Genomic DNA, 22,781 nt, shown 5'->3' on the forward strand with positions numbered 1-22,781 from the left:
TAATAATTATCAAAAACCCCTCTACAAGATAGTTATTCGATGCATCTTACTTGACTTTACAGTAATAAATCTTTACATTTTCATGCTGTGAAAGATTTATATTCTTAACCGCACAAAGACTACAAAGATCATGAAAAATATAAAAAAAATACACGCGGCATTTTTAATCGCCGCACTAACACTCTGTCAATCAAGCAATTCAATGCAACACTTAGAAAATATTACTAAAAATTTAAATCGTGGATTGGATTTTGGATGGACCGCCGTAAAATACGGTACAATTATCGGCACTTTCTTTGCTGTTAAAAAATATGGCTATGATTATTTTTGGAAACCCAATACCGCTCCAACTATCCCAGTAACCCTTGTGCCAGCCGTACAAAATGCCGTGCAGAACGAAGTGCGCGAACTAAAACCTGTTTTTGAAAATATTATTACAGAACAAAAAGCTCAAACAGAAAACACGAAGCAACAATTTCAATCAATACATCAAGAACAAGTGAAATTTAAAAAACAACAGAATACAGGTTATGAAAATCTCATGAGCGCATTAACGCAATTCGCAGAATGCTCTAAAAAAGCGCATGAAAAAACACAAAAACAAATTGCCGAACATGCAGAACAAAGTAAAATTGGACATGAAACAACTCACCTAAAAATAGAAGAATTATCCAAAAATATTGGTGAAATAAAACATACCCTTGTTGAAATTAAAAAAGGACTAGGTATAACGGCTCCGCAAACAAACACTCCCTAATTCAGATTCTATAGACATAGATTAAAATGAAAAAAAATATTCAATTGGCCAAGCTAATATTAACAATTTTATTAATATATTCCATTGCAAATGCGGTTGAATCGCTGCCAACACATTTTTCAAATCAAATAAATTTTTCTGAATGGGGAAAAACGACGCTCGCAGTCATAGGATGCGGCGCTTTAATATATAAGACATATTCATATTTTTTTGTAAAGAAGCAAGATATATTTCAGCGCGTGGAACAGTTAGAAACAATGTTTAAGAAATTTGAAAATGAAACAAAAATTCGAGAAGCCGCAGAGACCGAAAAAAATAATACTCGCGATAATAAGATTATAAAAATGGAATCTGCTATTGCTCAAATCGAACAAACATGGTCAAAAAAATGTAATGATATCTTAGTAGAATTAGGAAAATCACAAGGTGTCCTTTCAGGAGTAATGCAAAATCAGTTTCAAAAAACCGATGAGCAATTTGATCAACTCTCAAAAAAAGTAATTGGGGTAATTAGCCTTTTTAAAGACGAGCAACAAAAAAATTCCCCAAGTCACCATGAAAATACCACTCCTGCGCCAAGAATAGTTGCTCAATCTCCAGCATGCCGTTATTTTAATGTGCCGAAAAATCTATCAATACCAAATAGCCAATAATCAACAAAACCTACAATGCACCTACTCGCCATTATAAAAACAGCTTTTTTTTTACCGCCGGTGCATGGGCTAGCACTGCTAACAGTCCTATTTATCGCAGGTATTTGCTGGCAAGCCAGCGGGGGGCTCTTAATCTTACCAATCATAGTGGCGATGGGGGCAAGTGCCATTTATTTTCAGAAAAATAATTGTGAACCACAATGCATAGCAATAAAAGAATACGCCATACATATGCTGTTAGCGGCGCTGTTTTTTTTTGGTGGCGCATATCGCTATTATCAAACAGCACACGCATATGCAGAATTTAATCAGGCGATTACAGAAAAAATACTTGATATCACGGGCACAATAAACTCTATCGAAAAAAGCAATGCAGCAGGATATGCTCACGCGATAACGCTTGTTATAGATAATGTGCAACAGCATCAACAAAAAACACATATTGCGCCGACGCGTAATTATGTCATAAAAATATACACACCAGAGCAAGCGCAAGAATTGCGCGTTGGAGACATAATATTATGCTCTAACATGCAATGTGATATGCCAAAAAATGATCACTTTGTACAATACAATATAAAAGAAAAAATAACCCACACGTTTTTTATTAAGAATCCACAAATTACTGTATTGCAACGCCCAAAATATTCATATAATCGCACCATACATGAATATAGACAACATATAACAGATCAACTACGCACAAAAATATCTCCTCCCTGTTTTGCACTCTTTTCTACTATTTTTCTTGGCTCACGAGACGTCGATGCACACAGCCTGCAAACAACACAAGAGCACTTTATCGCATGGGGCATTGCGCATTATTTAGCACGCTCTGGATTACATCTGGTTCTTATTATCATTATGCTCATGATGCTCTTGAGATTTTTACCGCTTCATTTCTATCTAAAACAAGCTATAGTCATTTTTATTATAATGGGCTACACATGTATGACCTGGTTCACAATCTCTTACCTACGGTCTTTTTTGATGTTTATTTTATCAACATTATGCATGACGCTTCTTATTGAAGTACAATTATTTCATATTGTGACGCTCACAGCTTTGGGAATTTTGCTAGAAAACCCATTTCAACTCTTCTTTTTAGATTTTCAATTAAGCTTTGCTTTAACTGCAGCACTAGCATGGTATTCATATCTCAATCAATATAAAAAAATTAAGACTCTTATATAATTATTGCGTTTAATGCGCATGTTAACATAAAATTGTAATTGCACGCCATCATACAGTAAAAAGGGAGTGGGACATGATGCGTAGAGTATTATCAATGCTGTTATTATGTGTTGCGCATACATCACTATTAGCAGCAGAAAATCATAAAAGGCCAAGACCTTCAAGCACCACTATTTTTGATAAAGACTATATACATCCTCCATCAACCTATACAGTTATTGTATATATGTCAGCAGCGAATGACCTGTGGCCATTCGCTGACCGAAATATAGAACAAATGAAACAAGTTGGATCCAATGAGCATCTTAACATTTTAGTACACATAGATATTCGCAAACCTGGCTACAAAAAAGTGACAAAGCGACTTTTTTTGCAAAAAAATAAAACGGTGCAAATAGGTGATGCCATGTGTCTTGATAGTGGCGATGAACAAACACTTATAGATACCGTTAAATGGGCTGAAGATCACTTTCCCGCGCAATACACATTTCTCACATTTTGGAACCATGGAAGCGGAGACCTTAATCCGCTCAGATGGCGAGTGATAAACCCTTCAACACTTTTTAATTATAATCCAGATAATAAACTTATAGAATTAGATAGAACAATTGGATTTGTTGAAGATTACAGTACAATTGACCTCATAGATCGAGGCATATGCTTTGATGAAACGACGGGCAATTATCTCAATGACCAAAAATTAAAAAAAGCCCTGCATGAAATTTGTGCATACAGAAATGGAAAAAAGTTAGACCTTATTTTTTTTGATGCCTGCCTCATGGCAGGCATTGGAACTGCTTGGCTTATCCATGATTTTGCTCACTATATGATAGCCTCAGAAGAACTTGTTTTAGGCACAGGCGCTGATTATGCCCAAGTACTTTTACCACTGCAAAGTGGCACTATCTCACCAGAAGAGTTTGGCAAACACATCGTACAATGTTACAAAAAAACATATGGCCATTTGACAAATGATTATACACAATCTGCAATAAATTTATCAAAAATAGATGCATTAGCAAATAACATTAATTATCTTGCAGAGCTCCTTATCAGAGGGCTAGATCAACAAAAAAACAACTCAGTAAAAAAAGCTCTTAAAGAAAGTCGCAATAAATTTGCATGCACTCATTTTGGAGAAGACGAGCCAAACTATCTGGATTTACGTCACTTTTATTTTAATTTACTCAATCATATAAAAAATATAGAACTTGAAAATAAAACAGAAAGTTTTTTACTGAAAGAAAATATCAAAAAAAATCTAGAACAAGGACTCACGCTGATCAATGAAATTATTATAGCAAACGTCACAGGAAAAAATTTAAAAAACGCAGGGGGAATATATATATATTTTCCAGAAAAATCCATTCACCCATCATTTTCGCTCACCGAATTTGCACAAAACAGTACATGGATGTTGTTTTTAACCACATACACCAATATGCAATTTCAATAAAAATAATATGTAATATTTGAAATTATTATGACAATTGGTTATTTGAAATTATTATCATTTTCACAAAAGCACAAAATGTGGATAACTTGTGGATAACCTGTGGATAACCTGTGGACAACTTTAAAATGAAATTAACGGTTTTCATTATAAACGTCGACCTAGAGCCATTTTTAAGAATACACACATTCGAATAAGTCGATCCAATGAGGCATACTTGATGTTAAAAAAAGTTATCCACAAGTTATCCACATTTCATTCACATATTTTTAATTTAACGATATGACGATTCAGAGGGTCTTTTGAGCATGAAGAAAGCGAGTTATCCACAAAAAACAGCGTCGCCTATTACTATTAAATATATATATTATATTAATATAATAATAGGCGATTACACAAACTGAAATGTTAAATTTATAACCAACGAAGTGCTTTCCATATTCCTTTTTTTTTGGTAATATCAGGGATGCATTGCATAAAAATTATTTTAATACGCCAATATTTTTTTGAATTTAAGGAAAATTTGTGAAACTTTCGCACGTGATTGAAGAGCTTGTAGAAGAAAAAGGACTTGATCGCAGCACTCTGCACACTATTATGTGCGAAGGAATGCTTGCGGCTTATTCAAAAAAATATCCTGAGTTCGATTTTGACGTTATTTATAACAAAAAAATTGATGAAATAGAGATATTTGCTCGCAAAACTATTGTAAATGCGGTAGAAGACGAGAGCAAAGAAATAACAGTTCGCAAGGCAAGGTCTATTAAGCCCGATTCTGAATTGGGCGATATTATAGCCGTTCCCTTTGAGCAAGCGCTTGGCAGAATTGAAATATTAAAAGCCAAGCAAGTTATCGCGCAAAGAATTAGAACCATTGAAGCAGAATCAATCTATCAAGAGTTTAAGCCCAAAGAGGGCACGATTGTTGTTGGAGTTATACATAAGTGCGAACGCAATGGTGCTACCGTTAAAATTCAAGACACGTTGGCGTTTTTGCCTAGGTCGTTAATGATTCCCGATGATAAATGCGTTGCTGGCTATTCGATCAGAGCATTATTAAGAGAGGTTTTGCTGGAGCCGCGCAATGAAAATCAGCTCATTCTTGATAGAGTTTCTTCGGAATTTTTATACAAACTCTTTGAATTAGAGATTCCAGAGGTTTTTGAAAATCTGGTCGAAATCAAGAAAATTGTAAGGGCTGCGGGGTATAAATCAAAAGTTGTTGTTGTTTCGCACGATAAGAACATTGATCCTGTTGGCACATGTGTTGGGGTTGGCGGTGTTCGCATAAAGCCAATTTTAAGAGAGCTTGGATTAGAGAAAATTGATATAATTACTCAAGAAGACTCCACTGAAGAATTTGTAAAGTCAGCTCTTAAGCCTGCGACTATTAATCATGTTGAGATTATTGAAGGCAAGGTAGCCCAGGTGTGGCTTGATGAAGATCAGAGATCGTTAGCGATAGGAAGAATGGGTAAAAATATTGCTCTTGCATCTGAGTTAACTGGTCTCGAAATTCATTTGATGAAAAGTGAAAATCAAAAAGATATTTTAAATATAGCGCTTGACGACGAAGACGACAAGGCTCAAGAGTAATTTGCATTAAAATGCATGATTGGAATATATGACATTGCGAGTTTATGAATTTTCAAAGAAACATGGAATCCCGAGTAAAGATCTTATTTCTTTATTGCGTAATAAGGGGTTTGAAGTTGCCAGCCATATGTCTATTTTGCCATCTGATGCAATTGCATTTTTAGAGCTTCATGTTAAGCAGGGCAGCGGTGCTCTTCATAAAAATACACCAACGCATCAAGAAGATGTATTGGAAGAGGAGCTAGATATCGAGACCCCTGCTGATTCGGCAAGCATTATATTGGAGCCGATGACGGTTTCTGGATTTGCTCATGCTATTAATAAGCCTGTCTCAGAGGTGATTATAGCGCTTCTAAAACAGGGAGTTATGAGCACTAAGAATCAAATTTTACCAGAAAAAGTCATCTCGCAGCTTGCGCACCTTTATAGCATTTCGCTTATTGAAAAGCCTGTAGAGAAGAAGGTTAGCGTGCATCATGCTGCGGTCGATCAAGGGGAAAAAGTTGAACGTCAGCCGGTTGTTGTTGTTATTGGACACGTTGATCATGGCAAAACGACGTTGCTTGATTTTATAAGAAAAACGCGTGTTGCTGCTCGTGAAAAGGGCGGGATAACTCAACACTTGGGTGCTTATGAAGCAAAAACTTCTCAGGGGAATGTTGTATTTTTAGATACGCCCGGACATGAAGCGTTTTCATTAATTCGCGTTCGCGGACTTAAGGTTGCTGATATTGCTATTTTAGTAGTGGCGGCAGACGATGGAATAATGCCTCAAACGATTGAAGCGATTAAAGCAGCTCGTGCCGTCGGTTTGCCTATTATAGTGGCCATTAACAAAGTAGATAAAGCTTCCCCGCAGCAAATAGAGAGCGTAAAGCGCGGACTTGGACAATATGATCTTATACCTGAAGAATGGGGTGGTCAGACAATATGCGTGCCTATTTCTGCCAAAACAGGCCAGGGTGTTTCGGAATTACTTGATATTATCGTGTTGCAATCACAGTTGATGGAGTTGACTGCAAGTATTGATATTCCTGCGCGCGGTTTTATTTTAGAATCAAAGCTTGAAAAGGGTCGCGGTCCTGTTGCAACGGTTATTTGTCAGCATGGAATTTTAAAGGTGGGCGATAATTTTGTCTGTGGCTCTGTTCGCGGCAGAGTAAGTTCTTTGATAGATTCAGCCGGTCAACGAGTTGATTCTGTACTTCCTTCAATTCCTGCTTCTGTTGCTGGTTTTTCAGAATTGCCTCAAGTGGGGGATTTGTTTGAAGTTGTTACTGGTGCTGAAATTAAAAAATCGCATGCTGCATTAGGGCAAAAGGTTGCTCCTGTGCGTCAGGTTATGCATGAAAATGCTCTTAATATTATTATAAAAGCGGATAACGTTTCTTCAAAAGAGGCTTTATTGCAATCTATTTCAAAAATTTCTGGTAAAACATTCAAGCAATTTTATGTTGTTGCTTCTGGTGTTGGTTCGATTACAGAAAGTGATATTGATCTTGCTCTTGATACAAAATCATTAGTCTATGGATTGCACGTAAAAGTTGAGCCTAATGCTGCTTCTCTTGCTCAAAAAATGAGCCTTTCGATTAAGTTGTATGATATTATTTATAAAATGTTAGATGACCTTCAGATTGTTGCTGAACGTGGAAGGCCTATTAAAAAAATCACTAAAAAAATTGGCGAAGCATCCATACTTAAGGTTTTTGATATTAAAAATCTTGGTATCATTGCCGGTGCGCATGTTAGATCGGGTAGGTTTTCTCGTGACGGCAAGGTCGTTGTTTGGCGAGGCAAGTATAAAGTTGGCGAGGGTGCTATAAAGAGCTTGCAACGTGACAAGAAATCTGTAAAAGATGTTCAGGCGGGATTTGAGTGCGCCTTTATGGTTGATGGTTTTACTGATTGGGTCGTTGATGATCGTGTAGAGTGCTATCTTGAGGTAACAGAAGTCGAATAGGTGCTTGTGTCTATTATTTTTAGCAGTATAATAGTTGCCTGTTTTTCCTTTTTTATAACATTTTTTTTAATACCTCTTGTTGCCCGCATGGCTATTTTTATAGATATTCTTGATAAGCCGGATGGCATTTTAAAAATGCAGAGTAAGCCTATTCCATATTTAGGTGGATTTGCAATCTGGTCTGGCTTTATGATTACCAGTATTATATTTTTGCATACTCATGTACATGAGTATGCATTTTTTTTGTATGGTTCAATTGTTCTGCTTATTGTTGGTCTTTTGGATGACATTTATTCTTTCAAGCCTTATCAAAAATTTTGTGGGCAGATTATTGCCGCTTTTATTTTCTTAAAAGGGGGTCTGTGTTTTAAAGAGCAGTTTTTGTTGACGTGTAATACTTCGTTGAGCATTTTTATCTGGAAATTTGTTTCATTTGGCTGGATACTTTCTATTGTTAATGCATATAATCTCGTTGATGTTATGGATGGTCTGGCTTCTTCGTTGGCAATATGTTCTTCGGCATTTTTATTATTATGCGCTTGGTGGGTACATGCATCCAGCGTTGCATTATTATTAGCTATTTTTTTGGGCGCTGTTGCGGCCTTTTTTTATTATAATAAGCCGGCAGCTAGTATTTATTTAGGTGACGCCGGATCGCTTTTTATTGGTGGTTTTTTGGCAACAATGTCATTCATGATCCCCTGGGGAACGTTTTCGGTTTTTGGTTTTTGTGCTCCTATCGCAGCGCAGGCTATTCCTCTTTTAGAAGTGTTAACTCTCATTATTATAAGAAAATACAAAAAAATTCCCTTTTATAGGGGTAGCCCTGATCATTTTTCTTCTTATTTTCAACGGGCAGGTTGGCGCAAGTGGATGATACTAGGTTATTGCTCTTTTGTTGCTATAATGGGAAATATAGTTGCATTCTTATTTTTTATTAATATTATTTCTTTTTCTTTATTTATTCTTATTGGCATGCTTTACGCATTAGCTTGGTATATTGTTTTATTTTTTGCGTGCAATAGAAATTTGTTGCTTTTTAGCAAAAAAACAGAAAAAGCAACAAGCATTTTTAAAATATAGCTTTAAATGAGGATGTTTTTTAAAAAAAACTTTGTTGCGCATGTTGCGTTATTTTTTTTTGTTGTTTTTTTCATCAATTACTTAAAACTAATAAAGCTTCATAGTGAGATCGTCTCATAGAAACTACTTTCCTCTCCTTATGGTTAGTATTGATTGCGAAGCACTGCTTTTTTTTAAAGTGGTGGTTAAGGATTCAGGACCTTAGATTTATCTAATCACCTCGGATCATTAACCATCACTTTTTTTATGGAATAAAAATACTTCGGGAAAATATTATGAAGTCTCTCTTGTATCTTTTTATCACGGTAACTTTTTTTGCTCTATCTGCATCTCAGCAGCAGTTGATCGAAGAACGCGCTGAATATCAAGAATGGCTAAAAATAAAAGCGAATACTAAACTTTTAAAGCGACATGAAGCATATTGTAGGAGCATGCGTTTTATTGCAAGCGGCTTTGACGTCGCTGTTATATCTGGTATTGCCTATTTTGCCGTGGCCGCCATTGATAACCCTAATAGTAATATTTTTGACTCGATATGTATGCTTTTTGTATTTTTTCCTTCGATTTACATTTATAGTAATGCTCGCGCTCATACATCACTAAGTCACAATTCTGACCATAGACACTGTAGCATTTCTCAAGAAATCATGGATCTTGTTGATGATGATAGCCTGAGCGTTTGTGTGCATTATAAGGGTTTTTCTAACATATTAAAGATTGCTTATGATAATGAAGAAAAATACAAAAAATCTTGGCAATTTTTGATAGATAAATATTGGAAGCGAAAAGTACGAAAACCACTTTTATCACATTACATTGGTGTTTATAATGCAGTGAAATCGCAACAATGGCTTAATAAAGAGCGCATTGCTTATATTAGGCCAGAATGCATTTCTGGAATAAGATATGTATTTGTTGATAAGTGCGGGCTAGAATGCAATCCGTCGGTTAAAGATGCTCGCACAGGATATTATTTCCCGAAAATAGAATATTTTTCAAAACATTCATTAGATCATGTTTATCAAAAATCACCACAGAAAGCACCGCCTACTTTTGATAAAATGCAATTAATAAATAGTTGTTGCAATTTCACGTTGGTAAGTAAAAAAACATTGGTTTCTTTATTACCCTATCTTCCTCTGGGAAATTTTAAAAGTATTTTTTGCGATTCTCATGTTGAGCGTTTGTTATGGCACAATAAGTTTGAACAGGATATAGCCCCTAATTTTTTTGATTATCCAGATTGTTTTGTCTATGGGAATTGGTTTTTCGATGGCTATATATACCGCGATTATTATGCACATTCTTATCCCTGTCAGATGTACAGGGATTAGTTATTATAATTTTTGCAAAATTAATTAATATGATAAAATAAAAAACAGAATTTTAAAAAATATACGAATTATAAATGAAATTTTATTTATACCTTTTTATCACGGTAACTTTTTTTGCTCTATCTGCAACTCAGCAGCAATTAATCGAAGAGCGCGCTGAGGATCAAGAATGGCTAAAAACGTCGCTAGAAGCCTCAAAGAGAACGGCAAATACTCAGCTTTTAGAGAAGCATAAAGCATATAATAGTAGAATGCGTTTTGCTATAAAATCATCAGATGTGCTGGCAATGTGTGGTATGCATTGTATGGCAGGTTGGTTGATAGAAAAATCTCTTGTCGATGACGGTTTTCTACCGCTAGCAATGGCTGCGGTAGGCGCTGGTTTTTTGCTTGGATTGGGCGCCGCGCCTTTATATTTTTATGCTCGCGCTTATGCGTCATCGACTCGTGATGTTCATAATTGGCATTGTACGTTGCCGCAAGAGATCTTAGATCTTGCGGATGACGATCAGCCTAGCATTGTGGTGCATCGCCAAGGTTTTCGTGAGCTTGTGCAGTTGGCTTATGAAAATGAAGAAAAATATAAAAGATCTTGGCAATTTTTAGCAAATAAATATTTCAAACAAAAGGTGAGAAATCCGCTTTTGCCATATTACATTGGTGTTTATAAAGAATCGAAGCATGAGTGTAAGAAAAAATATATTACTTATCGTGCTAGGCTTATGTTTTTTTTGTCTAAAAATAAAATTCCCGCAGATCTATTACGTGAAAACATAATGAAAGCATATTTTACTGATCTTGAATCCCTTCCTGGAATTAAATATGTATTTGTTGATAGCAGAAGAAATAAGATTTCCGTATATAATAAAGCATGTTTCAAAAAATATTATTTGCCGGAAATAGAATATTTTGTCAAATCCAAAGATCAATTAGATAATGTTCACCAGCAAACTATGCCAGCCTTTGATGAAATAAAATTAGTAAATAGCGATTGCAATTCCATATTGGTGAGTAAAAAAACACTGGCTTCTCTATTGCCTTATCTCCCCCTGGTGAAATTTGCGAACATTCTTGATACCGGCATTAATTCCAACAAGATTGGAGTGCTATTGTTTCAAGATAAATTTTGTCATGGGAGTTTCTCGGCCTCTGACTCATGTGTTTTATATGATTATCCGTATAATTCTTTATTTGGGAGCTTATTTCATAAAAAGGATCGATCCTCCGATTATTATCTTGTGGATTATGAAAGGCGACGTTTAGGGCTCGCCTAATATGGGTAATTTTAATGCTTGATAAGCTTTCTTAAAACGGTGAGGTTTTCGGCGTGGCCGTAGGCTTCTGTTTTGGGTGTTTCCAAAATCTTTGGTATATCGGCAAATTTTTTGTCATTCATAATAAGTTTAAAAGCTTCTAGGCCTATCTCCCCTTTGCCAATATGCTCATGCCGATCAACGCGGGAATTGCACGCGTTCTTAGAATCGTTTATGTGAATAGCTTTGAGGTAGTCTAACCCTATTATAGTATCGAACTGCTTCCAGAGCGCCTGGTACTCTTTTTCTGTCGAAAATTGATATCCTGCGGCAAAGGCATGGCAGGTGTCAAAGCAGACGCCGACTCGGCTTTTATGTTTAACGTGGTGTAAGATATACGCTAATTCTTCAAATGTAGTGCCAACTGTCGTGCCTTGTCCTGCAGTATTTTCTAATAAAATAGTTGGTCCTGTTTTTACTGTCTCACACGCATGGTCAAGAGCCTCGGCGACCCTTATAAGGCTTTCTTGCCGTGAAGATGTAGTAGCCGCTCCAGGATGTATAACCAGATACGGGATCTTGAGTTGCGCGCAACGTTCAAGCTCTTCGGTTAGCGTTTTGCATGATTTTTGATATAAAGCGTGATCAGGAGAGCCGAGATTGAGTAGATAGCTTGCATGTACAACCATTGTTTCTATTGAAGAGTTTTTCCAAGCCTGTAAAAAAGATTCTATTGCCTCATCAGAAAGCTTTTTAAGATGCCATTGACGATTGCTATGAGTAAAAATTTGTAGCGCGGTGCATTCGAGTAACGCTCCTTCTTCAAAGGCTTTTTCTAATCCGCCTGTTATGGAGACGTGGGCGCCGAGAAGCGCTATTCTATTCTTTTTTACCATGATTTCCTCTGTATATTAAGGCAATCGCATTGACAAATTCACCAAAAATATTAACTTTACTGATATAAAGATCTTTACATACCACATTTTTTTAGGATTTTGCATGAAACGCGGTGCATCTCTTTTGCTCACTTTTATTATTATATCATCTTTAACTTTTCTTGTGGCTGACGGCAAGCAAGAAAATCAAGAAGATCGAGAAGAAATTACAGAAGAAATTTTAAAAATGCCCATAGCTTATGAGAATGGCGATAGCATTTTTGAAATGAGCAATAAGCTCCGCATGGAAGGTTTATATCTTGAAAATGGACGTTTGGTATGTGATAAAAATATTGTGCCCGGTAAACATACATGGGATTTTGGCATGCTATATCGTTATGGCATGAAAAGTCAGGGATATGACGTCGTTAAGGCGAAAAGCACCATTCGTAATAAAGGTATTTGGGGTGATGCGGATTCTATTGCAAGCACCGGCTTTACTACGATAAAAGATCTTGAGGCAAGCGTTGGGGATCATCAACATCCAATTGGTTTGCATGTTCCTATTATTCGTGAATTGTGGATGGAATTTGAATTGGCTCATTTATTGGGCGTCAAACTTGATCATCATCACTATTTAACCATGGGGATCTTCCCATTCCAGGTGGGGCGCGGCATTTCGCTTGGCGATGCATATACAACAACACCTGACGTTCTTGGCTACAATCCCGCAAACTCTGTTCAGCAGTACGCGCCTGGCTTTAAATTGTCCGGTGAATTGATTGCAAAAAATTATCTAACTTATGACGTTTATGCAGAAATTGCAGATAATAAAGCAGATACTTTTGACAATGTCTTTTTAAGAATACGTCAAAATGAATACGGGCATCGCTTTGATCAAGCGCGTGGTTTTGGTGTTTTGAATTATATTTTGGCCGGTCGTTTAAAGTGGCTGCCATACAGTCATGAAGGTAATTTTTTCTCATTAGAACCGTATGGTATCTTTGATCATCAAAAAGAACAAAAAGTTGAGTTTTTAGGTGATGCGACAAGCAAGCTCGGTACTCTTGGCTTAGCATTTGAATTTGCGCAAGGTGATTGGGATGGCGGCGGTGAAATTGCATTTAATCTTGGTCATCAAAAAGTTAAAGGCATAGATAGAAATATTATTGTAAAAGAATTGAGAACGGGCATTCCCTATTTTGTTAATGATAAGGTAACGGCTACTCAAGATAATCCTGCAACTAATGATATAGCTGGTAAAAAAGCTGTGTATACGCCAGAAAATCAAGCAGTTATTGATCAGACTCCAGAATCAGCATCGCTTAACGGTCAGGCGATTAATGATTATCTTAAAAATGATATAACGCGTTTTAGAGACCCATATACCAATACATATCGTGGTAAAATGGCAATTTTTGATTTTTCTTATTGGTTATCAAGGCCGCATGCCAAAATTGCATTTGCCGTTGGATATGCTAGTGGCGATGAAGCACCTAATAAAGACCTGAATAAGGTACATGATTGCAGAGTTGATGGTGACTATGAAGGCTTTATCAGTTTGCAAGAAGTGTATAATGGTACACGTGTAAAAAGTGCCTTCTTGTTAAGCGGCGCTGGTAAAATTCCACGTGTATTATCATTCCCTTCCAATGATCTTAAGGGAGATCGTTTTGCAACTACAGTAACACGTTTTACTAATATTATTTTTACTGGCAGCGCGTTATGGTTGAAGTGGACTGGATTTTCTCGTTTATGGAGTGTTAACCCTAATGCTTTAGCGTATTGGCAAGACAATTGCACGCAATTTTTTGATAAAGATAATAAGGCTCATTACGCTCGTCGTTATTTAGGTTTAGAACTTAATACGTTTATAGAAACGATGCTGCTTGTCGATCTTAAGTTTTTCTTAGTTGGTGCGGTATTTATTCCCGGCGGCCACTATAAAGATATTGTTGGCAAGCCGATTAACAAAGATCAGCAAAAGTACTTGGATAGTTACAATGACAGTGGTATCGAAGTTAATAAAGTACCGTTGCTTAATGCTCATCCAGCTTATTTTGTTAATATTGGCTTAGAATATAAATTCTAATCTTATTTTTAATGCATTGACACATTCCCCCTGTTCTTTTTATAACTTTAATAAATAAGAACAGGGGTTTTCTATGATATCAATTTTTGGCTTGATAGGCAGATCCGTTACCTACTTACTTACCAAAAAATCACTTTATTATTGTATTTTTTGGTATGTTTTGGCCAATAGTCTCCTTGCGTGTTCTTTTTTTACCGTTATACCCATTACAGGGACGATTCTTAATTATTTTATTGTAATTATTATGTCTGTATGGATAGCAACACTTGTGCTCAATGATTATAAGCAAAAATTTATTACCCCTTATCATGCGTTAATTGATTCATGTGGTTATCTATATAAAGCACGGTGGTTTGTGGCCGGCTTTCTGTTTTTAGAACTTCTTTTAGATTTTTTGTTATCTGATTTATCGTGTTATTTTCGTGAAGATCATAATGCAACAACTATACTGGTGGTATTTATTTTTTGTATAGTTATTGCGCTTGGCTTTGCGAGCTTTACCTGCGTGCCTCTTATAGCCGATAACATAACTGCACCAGAAATATTATTATCTGAAGCCGTATATACAATAAAAAAATATTTTTTATATATCTGCCTGCTCCTTATTGCAACAGTTGCTGCATGGGGCATATTATTTACTGCATTATATGTCGTATATTTTATGGTCATGTTATTGGCTGAGCGGTTTTTTGGATATATTCTGTGCGCGTTCATTCAGCACGCTTTTTCGGGATTTTTTTTTGTTGTGACAAATATACTTCTTGTTATTGTGGAGACATTATTTTATATTCAGCGTGACTAGTCGTATAATTTTGATAAAATAATATAATAATCTTTTTTACAAGTTTTATTTTTTTCGGGAATTTTATGGAATTTTTTAAGCGCAGTACTTTTTGCGGTCACGTTGATCAAAGTCTATTAAATAAAACTATTACCCTCTGCGGTTGGGTTAACAAGCGTCGGGATCATGGTGGGCTTATTTTTATAGATTTACGAGATCGTAGCGGGATTATGCAAGTTGTGCTTAATGCAGATTTTTCTCAAAAAGCTCATGCAGAAGCACATGTTTTACGTGCCGAATATGTTATATCGGTAACAGGCAAAGTCGTTAAGCGCACACCAGAAACCATTAATAAAGAACTTCCTACCGGTGAACTTGAGTTGCAGGTCACTGAATTAGAAATACATAATAAAGCGAAAACGTTACCCTTTTCTCTAGAAGAAGGGGATATTATTGATGAAGAATTACGCCTTAAATATCGTTATTTAGACTTGCGTCGCCCATTAATGCGAGACAGATTAGCCTTTAGGCACGCTATTATTTTTGCCATGAGAGAATTTTTTAATGAACAAGGTTTTTATGAAGTAGAAACCCCTGTTCTTACCAAAAATACTGCTGAAGGAGCGCGAGAATTCTTGGTTCCATCGCGTGTTCACCAGGGTTCTTTTTATGCCTTGCCGCAGTCTCCTCAATTATATAAACAATTATTAATGGCTGGAGGCATAGAGCGTTATTTTCAGATTGCCCGTTGTTTTAGGGATGAAGATTTGCGTGCCGATCGGCAACCAGAGTTTACTCAGCTTGATATAGAAATGTCTTTTATCAAAGAAGGTGATATCCAAACTTTGATCGAGGGACTTTTAAGTCACTTTTTTAAAAAGATTTTTAAGCGTGACATTCAATTCCCATTACCAAGAATGACGTATAACGATGCGTTTAAAAACTATGGGTCCGATAAGCCAGATGTAAGATTCGGGCTTTTATTGCATGATATTACAAATCTTTTTGAAACAACGGAACTTTCCTTTTTAAAGTCTGTTATAAAAAAGGGTGGTAAAATTGGCGCATTTTCTGTATCAAAATATGCATTTACCAGATCAGAATTGGAGCATTGGGTCGCGCTCGCCCTTAAAAATGGTGCTCAGGGTCTTGTATGGATGCGTTATAATCATGATGGCACTCTTGATGCTCCTATCGCTAAATTCTTACCAGAGAAGTTTGCAGAACAGCTGAAAGCGAACATGCCACATATTGAACCCGGCGATACTATCTTTATTATTGCAGGTGAATATAAATCGGCTTGGGAGCAGCTCGGCAGATTACGCTTGCAGATTGCAAAGGCTATCAATATTATCCCAACGCATGAATTAAATTTATTGTGGGTAACAGACTTCCCTTTACTTGAATATGATAAAAATAATAACAGGTGGTCTTCAGTGCATCATCCCTTCACGAGTCCTCAAGATGGATGGGAAGCTCAAAAGCCTGAGGATATGAAGGCAAGAGCATATGATCTTGTGCTTAATGGCATTGAGTTAGGTGGTGGATCTATACGCATTCATAAGCCTGAAGTTCAACAACAAATCTTTAATTTTTTAGGTTTTGATACAAGCACTATGCAGGAGCATTTTGGGTTTTTACTTGAAGCTCAAGAATTAGGGTTTCCACCGCATGGTGGCATAGCATTGGGAATTGATAGGCTTGTCATGCTCTTATTAGAATGTGATTCTATAAGAGACGTTATAGCATTTCCAAAAACTGCCCGTGGTAATGATCCTATGATGGAGTCCCCGAGCCCTGTTGAAGCGAAAAAATTACTTGATTATGCTATTGTGATTAAAGAAAAAAAATAATTTTTTTGTATATAGTAAAATTATTTCTATAAAAAACTTTTTGAGTTAAATAAATAGCATATTTCTTTAAATAATTTATAATTAACGCATCTATGAGGTGCTATACATCGATAGAATCGTATTAATTATAAATTATTTTTTTTTAGGGATTTTTTATGAAAGCACAAATATATAAAAAAACTTTTTTTATAGCGTATGTTCTATTGTTTTTTATTACGTTTAGTAATGCTGTATTGGCAATGGAGAATAATAAGAAAGAAATTAATGACCGTCTTAATAAGTGTCTTGAAATATGTAAAAAGTCTGGTTGGATACATGATAATCAGGATATGTTATCAAATATTAGTTTTTTACAAAAAAGTTGTGAACATATCCCGTTGGACGTAAAGCTCGTTAGAAAATTAGATAGTCTTTTTGTAGTTCATGTGCAATGTGATCGTCTATCGAAAATATCATCGAGCGGAGACTCATATGCGCTTGGCGTGGAAAATAGCATTGTTGATATATGTAATCAGTTAACTAAAGATATAAAGCAACACTTACCTGCTGTTGACAATGTCAATAATTCTGTTTTTGAATATTCATTACCTCATGTAGAACAGGAAGAAATTGTTCAAGAGAGACCTAAAAAAAAATCTCGGGTAACTCGCCCTGTAGTAGCTCCTGAAATAGAACATAGTGAGCTTGATTCGCTTGTCAGCATGTACAATTATATGCAAGCAAAACACTCATGGATAAATTATCGTATGTCTAATCCTTCTGTTGATAATTCTGCATGTTTTTATGCATGGTCTTATGCTGATTCATTACTGCCTAATTCTTCTGCTGATATACAGAAAAGCCGTCAAAATATTAAAAGTTTTTTGTTAAATCCGGAAATAGTTAAAGATACAAAGGCTCAAGCGCAGGTCTTTCAAGAAATTGATGCTATCAACGCACAAATTGCACGCATAATAAATTCAAAAAAATAATACGATTTCATTATTTTATGTCACAAGAATTTTACCTAGGATTTTTATGAAAATGCAAATGTGCAAAAAAAGATTATTGATATATTTTATAATATTTTTTTTAAATTTATATAATAATTTAATACTGGGGATGGAGAAAAATAGCTTAAGTCTTAACAAGAGTAAAACGCTTTTGGATGAGTGTTGTGCATTATATGCTGAGAGTAACTGGTTTACCGACAAAACCGATGTAGCTTTAGAGTTTGATTTGTTAGAGCAGGCTGCCGATAGTTTGAATAGCGAATCAAATGATTTTCGCGTTTTGTATAATAATTTATTTATTCAGCAACAATATGCAAATCGCTATAAGTCTTTTACGAATATACCGGATCAATCTCGTATAGCTTATTATGATGCTCTTCAAGCTACAAATCATGAAAATGATATTAGAGCGCTATTAAAGAGTTTGGTTTCTGAGGTAATATCTGTCCCGGATGATATACATTTATTGTTTAAGGATCAAGAAGTTGTGAATGCGGTATCGAATGAAAGCAAAGGCGAGGAGCCAAAAGAGGTTGTTGTTCGAGAAAAACTGTCAAAAAGAGTTTTAGAAGAAGAAAAAATAGCAGATGAACAACCCAATAAAAAAAATTGTACACAACAACAATTGTCAATTGCTTATATGTTAAATGATATTTATAACCATATTTGTGAAAAGCATAGGGTGTTGCATGCGAATATTTTTAAATTTGCTCGTGATACTCAAACGCATAACTATTTTGTCGTATGGCCTACTTTAACGCCCTTTATTCCTATTGAGATGCAAAAAAAATGGGTTCAGCCTCTATGTAAACTATTGTCAGAAGAGCAGGAATGTAGAGAGCAAGAAGAAATCAATCAGAAAATACAGGGGAAAATCCTCCAACATATTGATGCTGTTAATACAGAAATTAAAGCATTTTTATACACTAAAAAATAAATAAAATTATTAAAATAATACGTGAGATTAATAAAGAAGTAGAAAAAAATAGTATATAACAATAAGTTAGATGGGTGAACTATGAAAAAATATATAGCAATTTTTATTATATTGTCTTGCGAAAAGAGTGCTCTAGGAATGGCTGTTAGCGATATGCTTTCATCTCGTGAGTATAAGATACCCTCTTTTTTTGTAACACGCAAAGATAGTAAAACGTATCATATTGTTGATGATGCAAAAGGAGAAAATGTTCAGATCCAATATGCATCATTCAAGGCAACATATATGTATATTAAAAAGCATCATAAATGGATAAAGAGCCGTCCTGATTTGTCTAGCAGCTTTCGCTATTTTAAGGTGTGGCCACATGTCACTTATGAGGTGGGGTCAGAAACTCACGAAAAAAATATGAAATTGCAATTGCTTTTGGATAATAAAATAGCTAGAAAAAATTGTCCTGGCCTAATTACTAATGCTGCACGAGATCTCATTATTAGCAAAATTAATGAAATTAATGTTGAAGTTAAAAAAGTAGTAGATACAGCATCGAAAAAATAAAAAATATTTAATATGTATTTTTACACTCAGAATAAGTTGATCAACTTATTCTGAGTGTTTTTTATTATGCGTTATTAAGTAATTTTTTTATTAATTCTTGAATAATCTGTGGGTTTGCCTTGCCTTGTGTTTTGGTCATGGCCTGGCCTACAAAAAATCCAAACAATTTTTCTTTTCCAGCCTTATAGCCAGCGACTTGTTGAGGATTTGCAGTAATAATATCTTGTATTATTTTTTCCAATTCTGCAGTATTACCAACTTGTTTAAGATCATGCTGCTCTACATACTGTGTAGGGGAATCGCCCGTGGTAATAACATGGGCAAACACGTCCTGCGCCGTGCGACTATTAATAATATTATTTTCAATCAATGCTACTAATTCTGCTAATAATGCGGGGGTTAATAACAACTGAGAAAGCTCAATTTTAGACTCTTTGCTATATCCAACAACATCTCGTAAGACCCAGTTGATTAAAAGCTTGCTGTGTACAAATTTAGCAGCCATTTCATAATAATTTGCAATATCAGGGTTGTTAATCAAAATTTCTGCTTCATAGTCAGATAAATTATAATCTGTTTTGAGACGTTCATGCTTTTGATCGGGCAACTCAGGAAGGTTTTTCTTAATTTCTTCTATAGTTTTTTGCTCAATAACGATTGGTGATAAATCAGGTTCTGGTAAATAACGATAATCAGCCGCTTCTTCTTTGCCACGCATAGGTTCCGTCTTGTGTGTCTTGGTATCCCATAAACGTGTTTCTTGGCGTATTTTTTGTCCTGATTCTAATATATTTATCTGACGCTCCGCTTCATATTCGATGGCATCACCGATAAATTTAAATGAGTTAATATTTTTGAGCTCGCAGCGGGTGCCGAGTTTTTGTTCGCCTTTTTTACGTACAGAAATATTGGTATCAGCTCTAAAAGCCCCCTCTTCCATGTTGCCGGAGCAGACATTAATATACGTTACAATAGAATGTAATGCTTTTAAGTAAGCACGCGCTTCGTACGCATTTGCAATGTCTGGGTGGCTCACAATTTCTAACAGCGGTGTGCCGGCTCTATTAAGATCAACAAAGCTTTCATTGCTGACGGCAGAGTGAATATTTTTGCCCGCATCTTCTTCTATATGAATGCGTATTAGGCGCACTTGTTTTGGCGTGCCATCTTCTTGATGAATGGCGATAAAGCCATCAGAGCATATAGGTTTATCGCTTTGAGTAATTTGATAACCTTTTGGCAGATCAGGATAAAAATAATGTTTCCGTGCAAATTCTGACTGTTCATTAATGGTACAGTTGGTAGCCACGCCTGTCATGATGCCAAACGTGACGACTTCATGGTTAAGAACGGGGAGGACGCCAGGGTATCCGGCGCAAATAGGGCATATGTTTTTGTTCGGTCCTTCGCTCACGGCGGTAGAGCACGGACAGAAAATCTTGCTCTTTGTCGCCAGCTGAACGTGAACCTCTATACCTATAGTAATTTCATAATCTGGATAACGTTCTAAAACGGAAAGTTGTTCTGCCATCTGCGCCCTCTAATAAAATGCATTTTTAACATAGTTTAAAATAGCACACCTACGCCTTTTTATAAAGCCGCCATTTTTTTATAAAATGCCCTGCTTAATCTAGAAAATGTTCATTGTTGTTAGATATAGCCGCTGCGGAAGATACGTTTTCTTTTGTTATCCATGAAGGGTTAATTGGTTTGTTATCCATAATCTCTGTAACTTCTATGCGATCTTCTATAAGCTCAACCGCTGTAACTTCTACTTTGCCATTGCTGCTATTGCCTTCGCTAGACTTGATTTGATTCACATCCATTAAGATAGGTGTCTCTTCTCGATATTGATTGTGTTCTTTATCCCAAGCTTCTAGCTCAAGTTCGGCTTTACATGCCCTATTTAGAATTTCTCCTGGAAAATGTTTGATAGAAGCAATCTTGTGTTGAACTTTGTACACCTCTTTCTGAGCCTCATGATATTTTTGAACCTTATTACTTCTCTCTAATTCTGCATGAGCTTGCAAGTTATTTATATCAACAACATGTTTGCCATCAAAGTTTTTGTACACTTGTTTTGGCTTTATCTTAAAAGGCTCATCGTTAATAATGGTAATAAATACTGGATTTTTTTTAGAAATCCTTTTATCAACATCAACGGCGAAATGGGCGCTTTGGGAATAATGAAGAGGGTATTTGGTTTCCAATTGGGACATGATTTTTACTAAATCTTCAGCCCTATCAACAATGCCTGTGTGCGTAGGTGACTTGCCATTCATTGTTACAACTAATCGCACAATAATTTTACCATTTTGTGGCGCTAATTTGTGTTTGGTAAGGGCGTTATATTCTATTGTACCGGCTACGCAACCTGCGCTGCTACTGGCAAGTGTAGTGGCTCCAGCTGCTATTACAAGTGCTGGGACGCGTAATGCAAGAGTCTTAACAGCATCTTCTAAATCTGACGTTACGGTAGCGAGAATAGCAGGGAATCCTATGCCAAATGCTACTGCCCCTATTACCATTTTTGTGTAAGTAATGGATACCTCTTTTGCATTTTCTTGCAGATCTTCTTTCAGCTTTTTCATGCTAACTTGTGCGGCGTTTACGACGCTGTCGCCTCTGCTCAGTACATGTTCACTGAATGGTCTACAGCCATCACCTTTGGAATGGAGATAGACAAGTTCTTTGAAGTATTTACCCTGATATTCAGGTTGATCTTTGCGAATTGGATACGCAATAAGTATCAGCCTTTCAAATGGATTATGTTCCATAGAGTTCGCCGCACACAGAAAAGCATTGCACCCGTGGCTATGGCCTATGCCATGTATTTCTGCATTTTTATATTTATCGACTCCATTGAAATATTGGGCGAGTAATTCCCCGCCCCTTAATCTCGCTTCATCAGTATTAAAACCCTTCCATGAAAGTGAAATAAGTTCTAATTTTGCTTGTTTTTGAGTCGCAAGCCATTCGCCATAGCGCTTGAAATGGTTAAAGTTTTCATAAGAAAAATTACCATCTTCATCGAGCTCTTTTCTTCTTTTTTCATCAACTTCTTTAAAGCTAGGAGTTTCTCGTCCCCATGTACCATGCCAAAGAGCGAGTAAGCGTAGTCTAGGATCTGTAACCAAGGGCGGAGTAAATTCTTCACTTGAGTTGACTCGAAATTCAGCTTCTTTTTGTTTATTAGAACGTATTGGATGTGGGGCTTTGCGATCAATAACAACCTCTGTAAGATCAGGGCAGATAGTTTTAGGATTTATTATTTCTAATTTTTGCCAAAAACCTGAATTGTTATTGATATGACTAATGCCTTCTTCCATGCATTTAATATTGTTTGCAAATATTAAAAAAGAGAATGCGAAGTTTAATAAATTATTAGCTGTAATTTTCATAGTATTTAA

Annotated in this window: 18 protein-coding genes; 15 read left to right on the top strand and 3 right to left on the bottom strand. The window is 35.9% G+C overall.

The window, feature by feature from the left end; all coding sequences use genetic code 11:
- The first annotated feature begins 130 nt into the window (after positions 1–130).
- From WC707_05260 to WC707_05300, 9 genes are all read left to right on the top strand, one after another.
- The gene (locus tag WC707_05260; GenBank protein MFA6066558.1) at positions 131–757 is read left to right on the top strand and encodes a hypothetical protein; all 627 of its coding nucleotides are present in this window, start codon (positions 131–133) and stop codon (positions 755–757) included.
- A gap of 26 nt (positions 758–783) precedes the next feature.
- Positions 784–1,410: a hypothetical protein gene (locus tag WC707_05265; protein MFA6066559.1), complete on the top strand. Its 627-nt coding sequence runs from the start codon at positions 784–786 to the stop codon at positions 1,408–1,410.
- A 15-nt stretch (positions 1,411–1,425) separates the two neighbouring features.
- A complete protein-coding gene (locus tag WC707_05270; protein ID MFA6066560.1) occupies positions 1,426–2,604 on the top strand; it encodes a ComEC/Rec2 family competence protein in 1,179 nt (392 codons plus the stop codon).
- A gap of 73 nt (positions 2,605–2,677) precedes the next feature.
- Positions 2,678–4,060 (top strand): clostripain-related cysteine peptidase, encoded by a 1,383-nt coding sequence (locus tag WC707_05275; GenBank protein ID MFA6066561.1) that lies wholly within the window; start codon positions 2,678–2,680, stop codon positions 4,058–4,060.
- 522 nt (positions 4,061–4,582) lie between these two features.
- Positions 4,583–5,653 (top strand): transcription termination factor NusA, encoded by a 1,071-nt coding sequence (nusA, locus tag WC707_05280; protein ID MFA6066562.1) that lies wholly within the window; start codon positions 4,583–4,585, stop codon positions 5,651–5,653.
- Between the two features lie 28 nt (positions 5,654–5,681).
- Positions 5,682–7,613, top strand: a complete 1,932-nt coding sequence (infB, locus tag WC707_05285; protein MFA6066563.1) for a translation initiation factor IF-2 — start codon at positions 5,682–5,684, stop codon at positions 7,611–7,613.
- Between the two features lie 87 nt (positions 7,614–7,700).
- On the top strand, positions 7,701–8,696 hold the full coding sequence (locus tag WC707_05290; protein ID MFA6066564.1) for an MraY family glycosyltransferase: 996 nt from the start codon (positions 7,701–7,703) through the stop codon (positions 8,694–8,696).
- A 275-nt stretch (positions 8,697–8,971) separates the two neighbouring features.
- Positions 8,972–10,030 carry a hypothetical protein gene (locus WC707_05295; GenBank protein ID MFA6066565.1) on the top strand — a complete coding sequence of 353 codons (1,059 nt, stop codon included), beginning with the start codon at positions 8,972–8,974 and terminating at the stop codon, positions 10,028–10,030.
- Positions 10,031–10,104: 74 nt separating this feature from the next.
- Positions 10,105–11,304, top strand: coding sequence for a hypothetical protein (locus tag WC707_05300; GenBank protein ID MFA6066566.1), 1,200 nt, complete (start codon positions 10,105–10,107; stop codon positions 11,302–11,304).
- An 11-nt stretch (positions 11,305–11,315) separates the two neighbouring features.
- Here the strand turns inward: WC707_05300 and WC707_05305 are convergent, their stop codons facing one another.
- A complete protein-coding gene (locus tag WC707_05305) occupies positions 11,316–12,179 on the bottom strand; it encodes a deoxyribonuclease IV (protein MFA6066567.1) in 864 nt (287 codons plus the stop codon).
- Positions 12,180–12,282: 103 nt separating this feature from the next.
- On the opposite strand from WC707_05305, the gene WC707_05310 reads away from it, so the two are divergent.
- The 6 genes from WC707_05310 to WC707_05335 all read left to right on the top strand — a co-directional run bounded on the left by WC707_05310 (position 12,283) and on the right by WC707_05335 (position 19,371).
- Positions 12,283–14,250, top strand: coding sequence for a hypothetical protein (locus tag WC707_05310; protein ID MFA6066568.1), 1,968 nt, complete (start codon positions 12,283–12,285; stop codon positions 14,248–14,250).
- A 73-nt stretch (positions 14,251–14,323) separates the two neighbouring features.
- Positions 14,324–15,052: a hypothetical protein gene (locus tag WC707_05315; GenBank protein ID MFA6066569.1), complete on the top strand. Its 729-nt coding sequence runs from the start codon at positions 14,324–14,326 to the stop codon at positions 15,050–15,052.
- A gap of 65 nt (positions 15,053–15,117) precedes the next feature.
- Positions 15,118–16,884 carry an aspartate--tRNA ligase gene (gene aspS, locus WC707_05320; GenBank protein MFA6066570.1) on the top strand — a complete coding sequence of 589 codons (1,767 nt, stop codon included), beginning with the start codon at positions 15,118–15,120 and terminating at the stop codon, positions 16,882–16,884.
- 155 nt (positions 16,885–17,039) lie between these two features.
- Entirely contained in the window at positions 17,040–17,855 is an 816-nt protein-coding gene (locus WC707_05325) for a hypothetical protein (protein MFA6066571.1), read from the top strand.
- Positions 17,856–17,985: 130 nt separating this feature from the next.
- Positions 17,986–18,813, top strand: a complete 828-nt coding sequence (locus WC707_05330; GenBank protein MFA6066572.1) for a hypothetical protein — start codon at positions 17,986–17,988, stop codon at positions 18,811–18,813.
- 81 nt (positions 18,814–18,894) lie between these two features.
- The gene (locus WC707_05335) at positions 18,895–19,371 is read left to right on the top strand and encodes a hypothetical protein (GenBank protein ID MFA6066573.1); all 477 of its coding nucleotides are present in this window, start codon (positions 18,895–18,897) and stop codon (positions 19,369–19,371) included.
- A 64-nt stretch (positions 19,372–19,435) separates the two neighbouring features.
- Here the strand turns inward: WC707_05335 and gatB are convergent, their stop codons facing one another.
- Positions 19,436–20,902 (bottom strand): Asp-tRNA(Asn)/Glu-tRNA(Gln) amidotransferase subunit GatB, encoded by a 1,467-nt coding sequence (gene gatB / locus WC707_05340; GenBank protein MFA6066574.1) that lies wholly within the window; start codon positions 20,900–20,902, stop codon positions 19,436–19,438.
- 94 nt (positions 20,903–20,996) lie between these two features.
- The gene (locus WC707_05345; protein MFA6066575.1) at positions 20,997–22,772 is read right to left on the bottom strand and encodes a hypothetical protein; all 1,776 of its coding nucleotides are present in this window, start codon (positions 22,770–22,772) and stop codon (positions 20,997–20,999) included.
- Positions 22,773–22,781: the final 9 nt, after the last annotated feature.

The organism is Candidatus Babeliaceae bacterium (assembly GCA_041660765.1).
Taxonomy (GTDB): Bacteria; Babelota; Babeliae; order Babelales; family Babelaceae; genus JBAZVR01.

Bases quoted from the DNA above. Each gene is read 5' to 3' on its own strand.
- WC707_05290 (MFA6066564.1), top strand. From the start codon at position 7,701: ATGGCTATTTTTATAGATATTCTTGATAAGCCGGATGGCATTTTAAAA.
- WC707_05305 (MFA6066567.1), bottom strand. From the start codon at position 12,179: ATGGTAAAAAAGAATAGAATAGCGCTTCTCGGCGCCCACGTCTCCATA.
- WC707_05275 (MFA6066561.1), top strand. From the start codon at position 2,678: ATGATGCGTAGAGTATTATCAATGCTGTTATTATGTGTTGCGCATACA.
- aspS (MFA6066570.1), top strand. From the start codon at position 15,118: ATGGAATTTTTTAAGCGCAGTACTTTTTGCGGTCACGTTGATCAAAGT.
- WC707_05335 (MFA6066573.1), top strand. From the start codon at position 18,895: ATGAAAAAATATATAGCAATTTTTATTATATTGTCTTGCGAAAAGAGT.
- WC707_05310 (MFA6066568.1), top strand. From the start codon at position 12,283: ATGAAACGCGGTGCATCTCTTTTGCTCACTTTTATTATTATATCATCT.
- WC707_05345 (MFA6066575.1), bottom strand. From the start codon at position 22,772: ATGAAAATTACAGCTAATAATTTATTAAACTTCGCATTCTCTTTTTTA.
- WC707_05315 (MFA6066569.1), top strand. From the start codon at position 14,324: ATGATATCAATTTTTGGCTTGATAGGCAGATCCGTTACCTACTTACTT.
- WC707_05265 (MFA6066559.1), top strand. From the start codon at position 784: ATGAAAAAAAATATTCAATTGGCCAAGCTAATATTAACAATTTTATTA.
- WC707_05270 (MFA6066560.1), top strand. From the start codon at position 1,426: ATGCACCTACTCGCCATTATAAAAACAGCTTTTTTTTTACCGCCGGTG.
- WC707_05300 (MFA6066566.1), top strand. From the start codon at position 10,105: ATGAAATTTTATTTATACCTTTTTATCACGGTAACTTTTTTTGCTCTA.
- WC707_05325 (MFA6066571.1), top strand. From the start codon at position 17,040: ATGAAAGCACAAATATATAAAAAAACTTTTTTTATAGCGTATGTTCTA.
- gatB (MFA6066574.1), bottom strand. From the start codon at position 20,902: ATGGCAGAACAACTTTCCGTTTTAGAACGTTATCCAGATTATGAAATT.
- WC707_05260 (MFA6066558.1), top strand. From the start codon at position 131: ATGAAAAATATAAAAAAAATACACGCGGCATTTTTAATCGCCGCACTA.
- infB (MFA6066563.1), top strand. From the start codon at position 5,682: ATGACATTGCGAGTTTATGAATTTTCAAAGAAACATGGAATCCCGAGT.
- WC707_05295 (MFA6066565.1), top strand. From the start codon at position 8,972: ATGAAGTCTCTCTTGTATCTTTTTATCACGGTAACTTTTTTTGCTCTA.
- WC707_05330 (MFA6066572.1), top strand. From the start codon at position 17,986: ATGGAGAAAAATAGCTTAAGTCTTAACAAGAGTAAAACGCTTTTGGAT.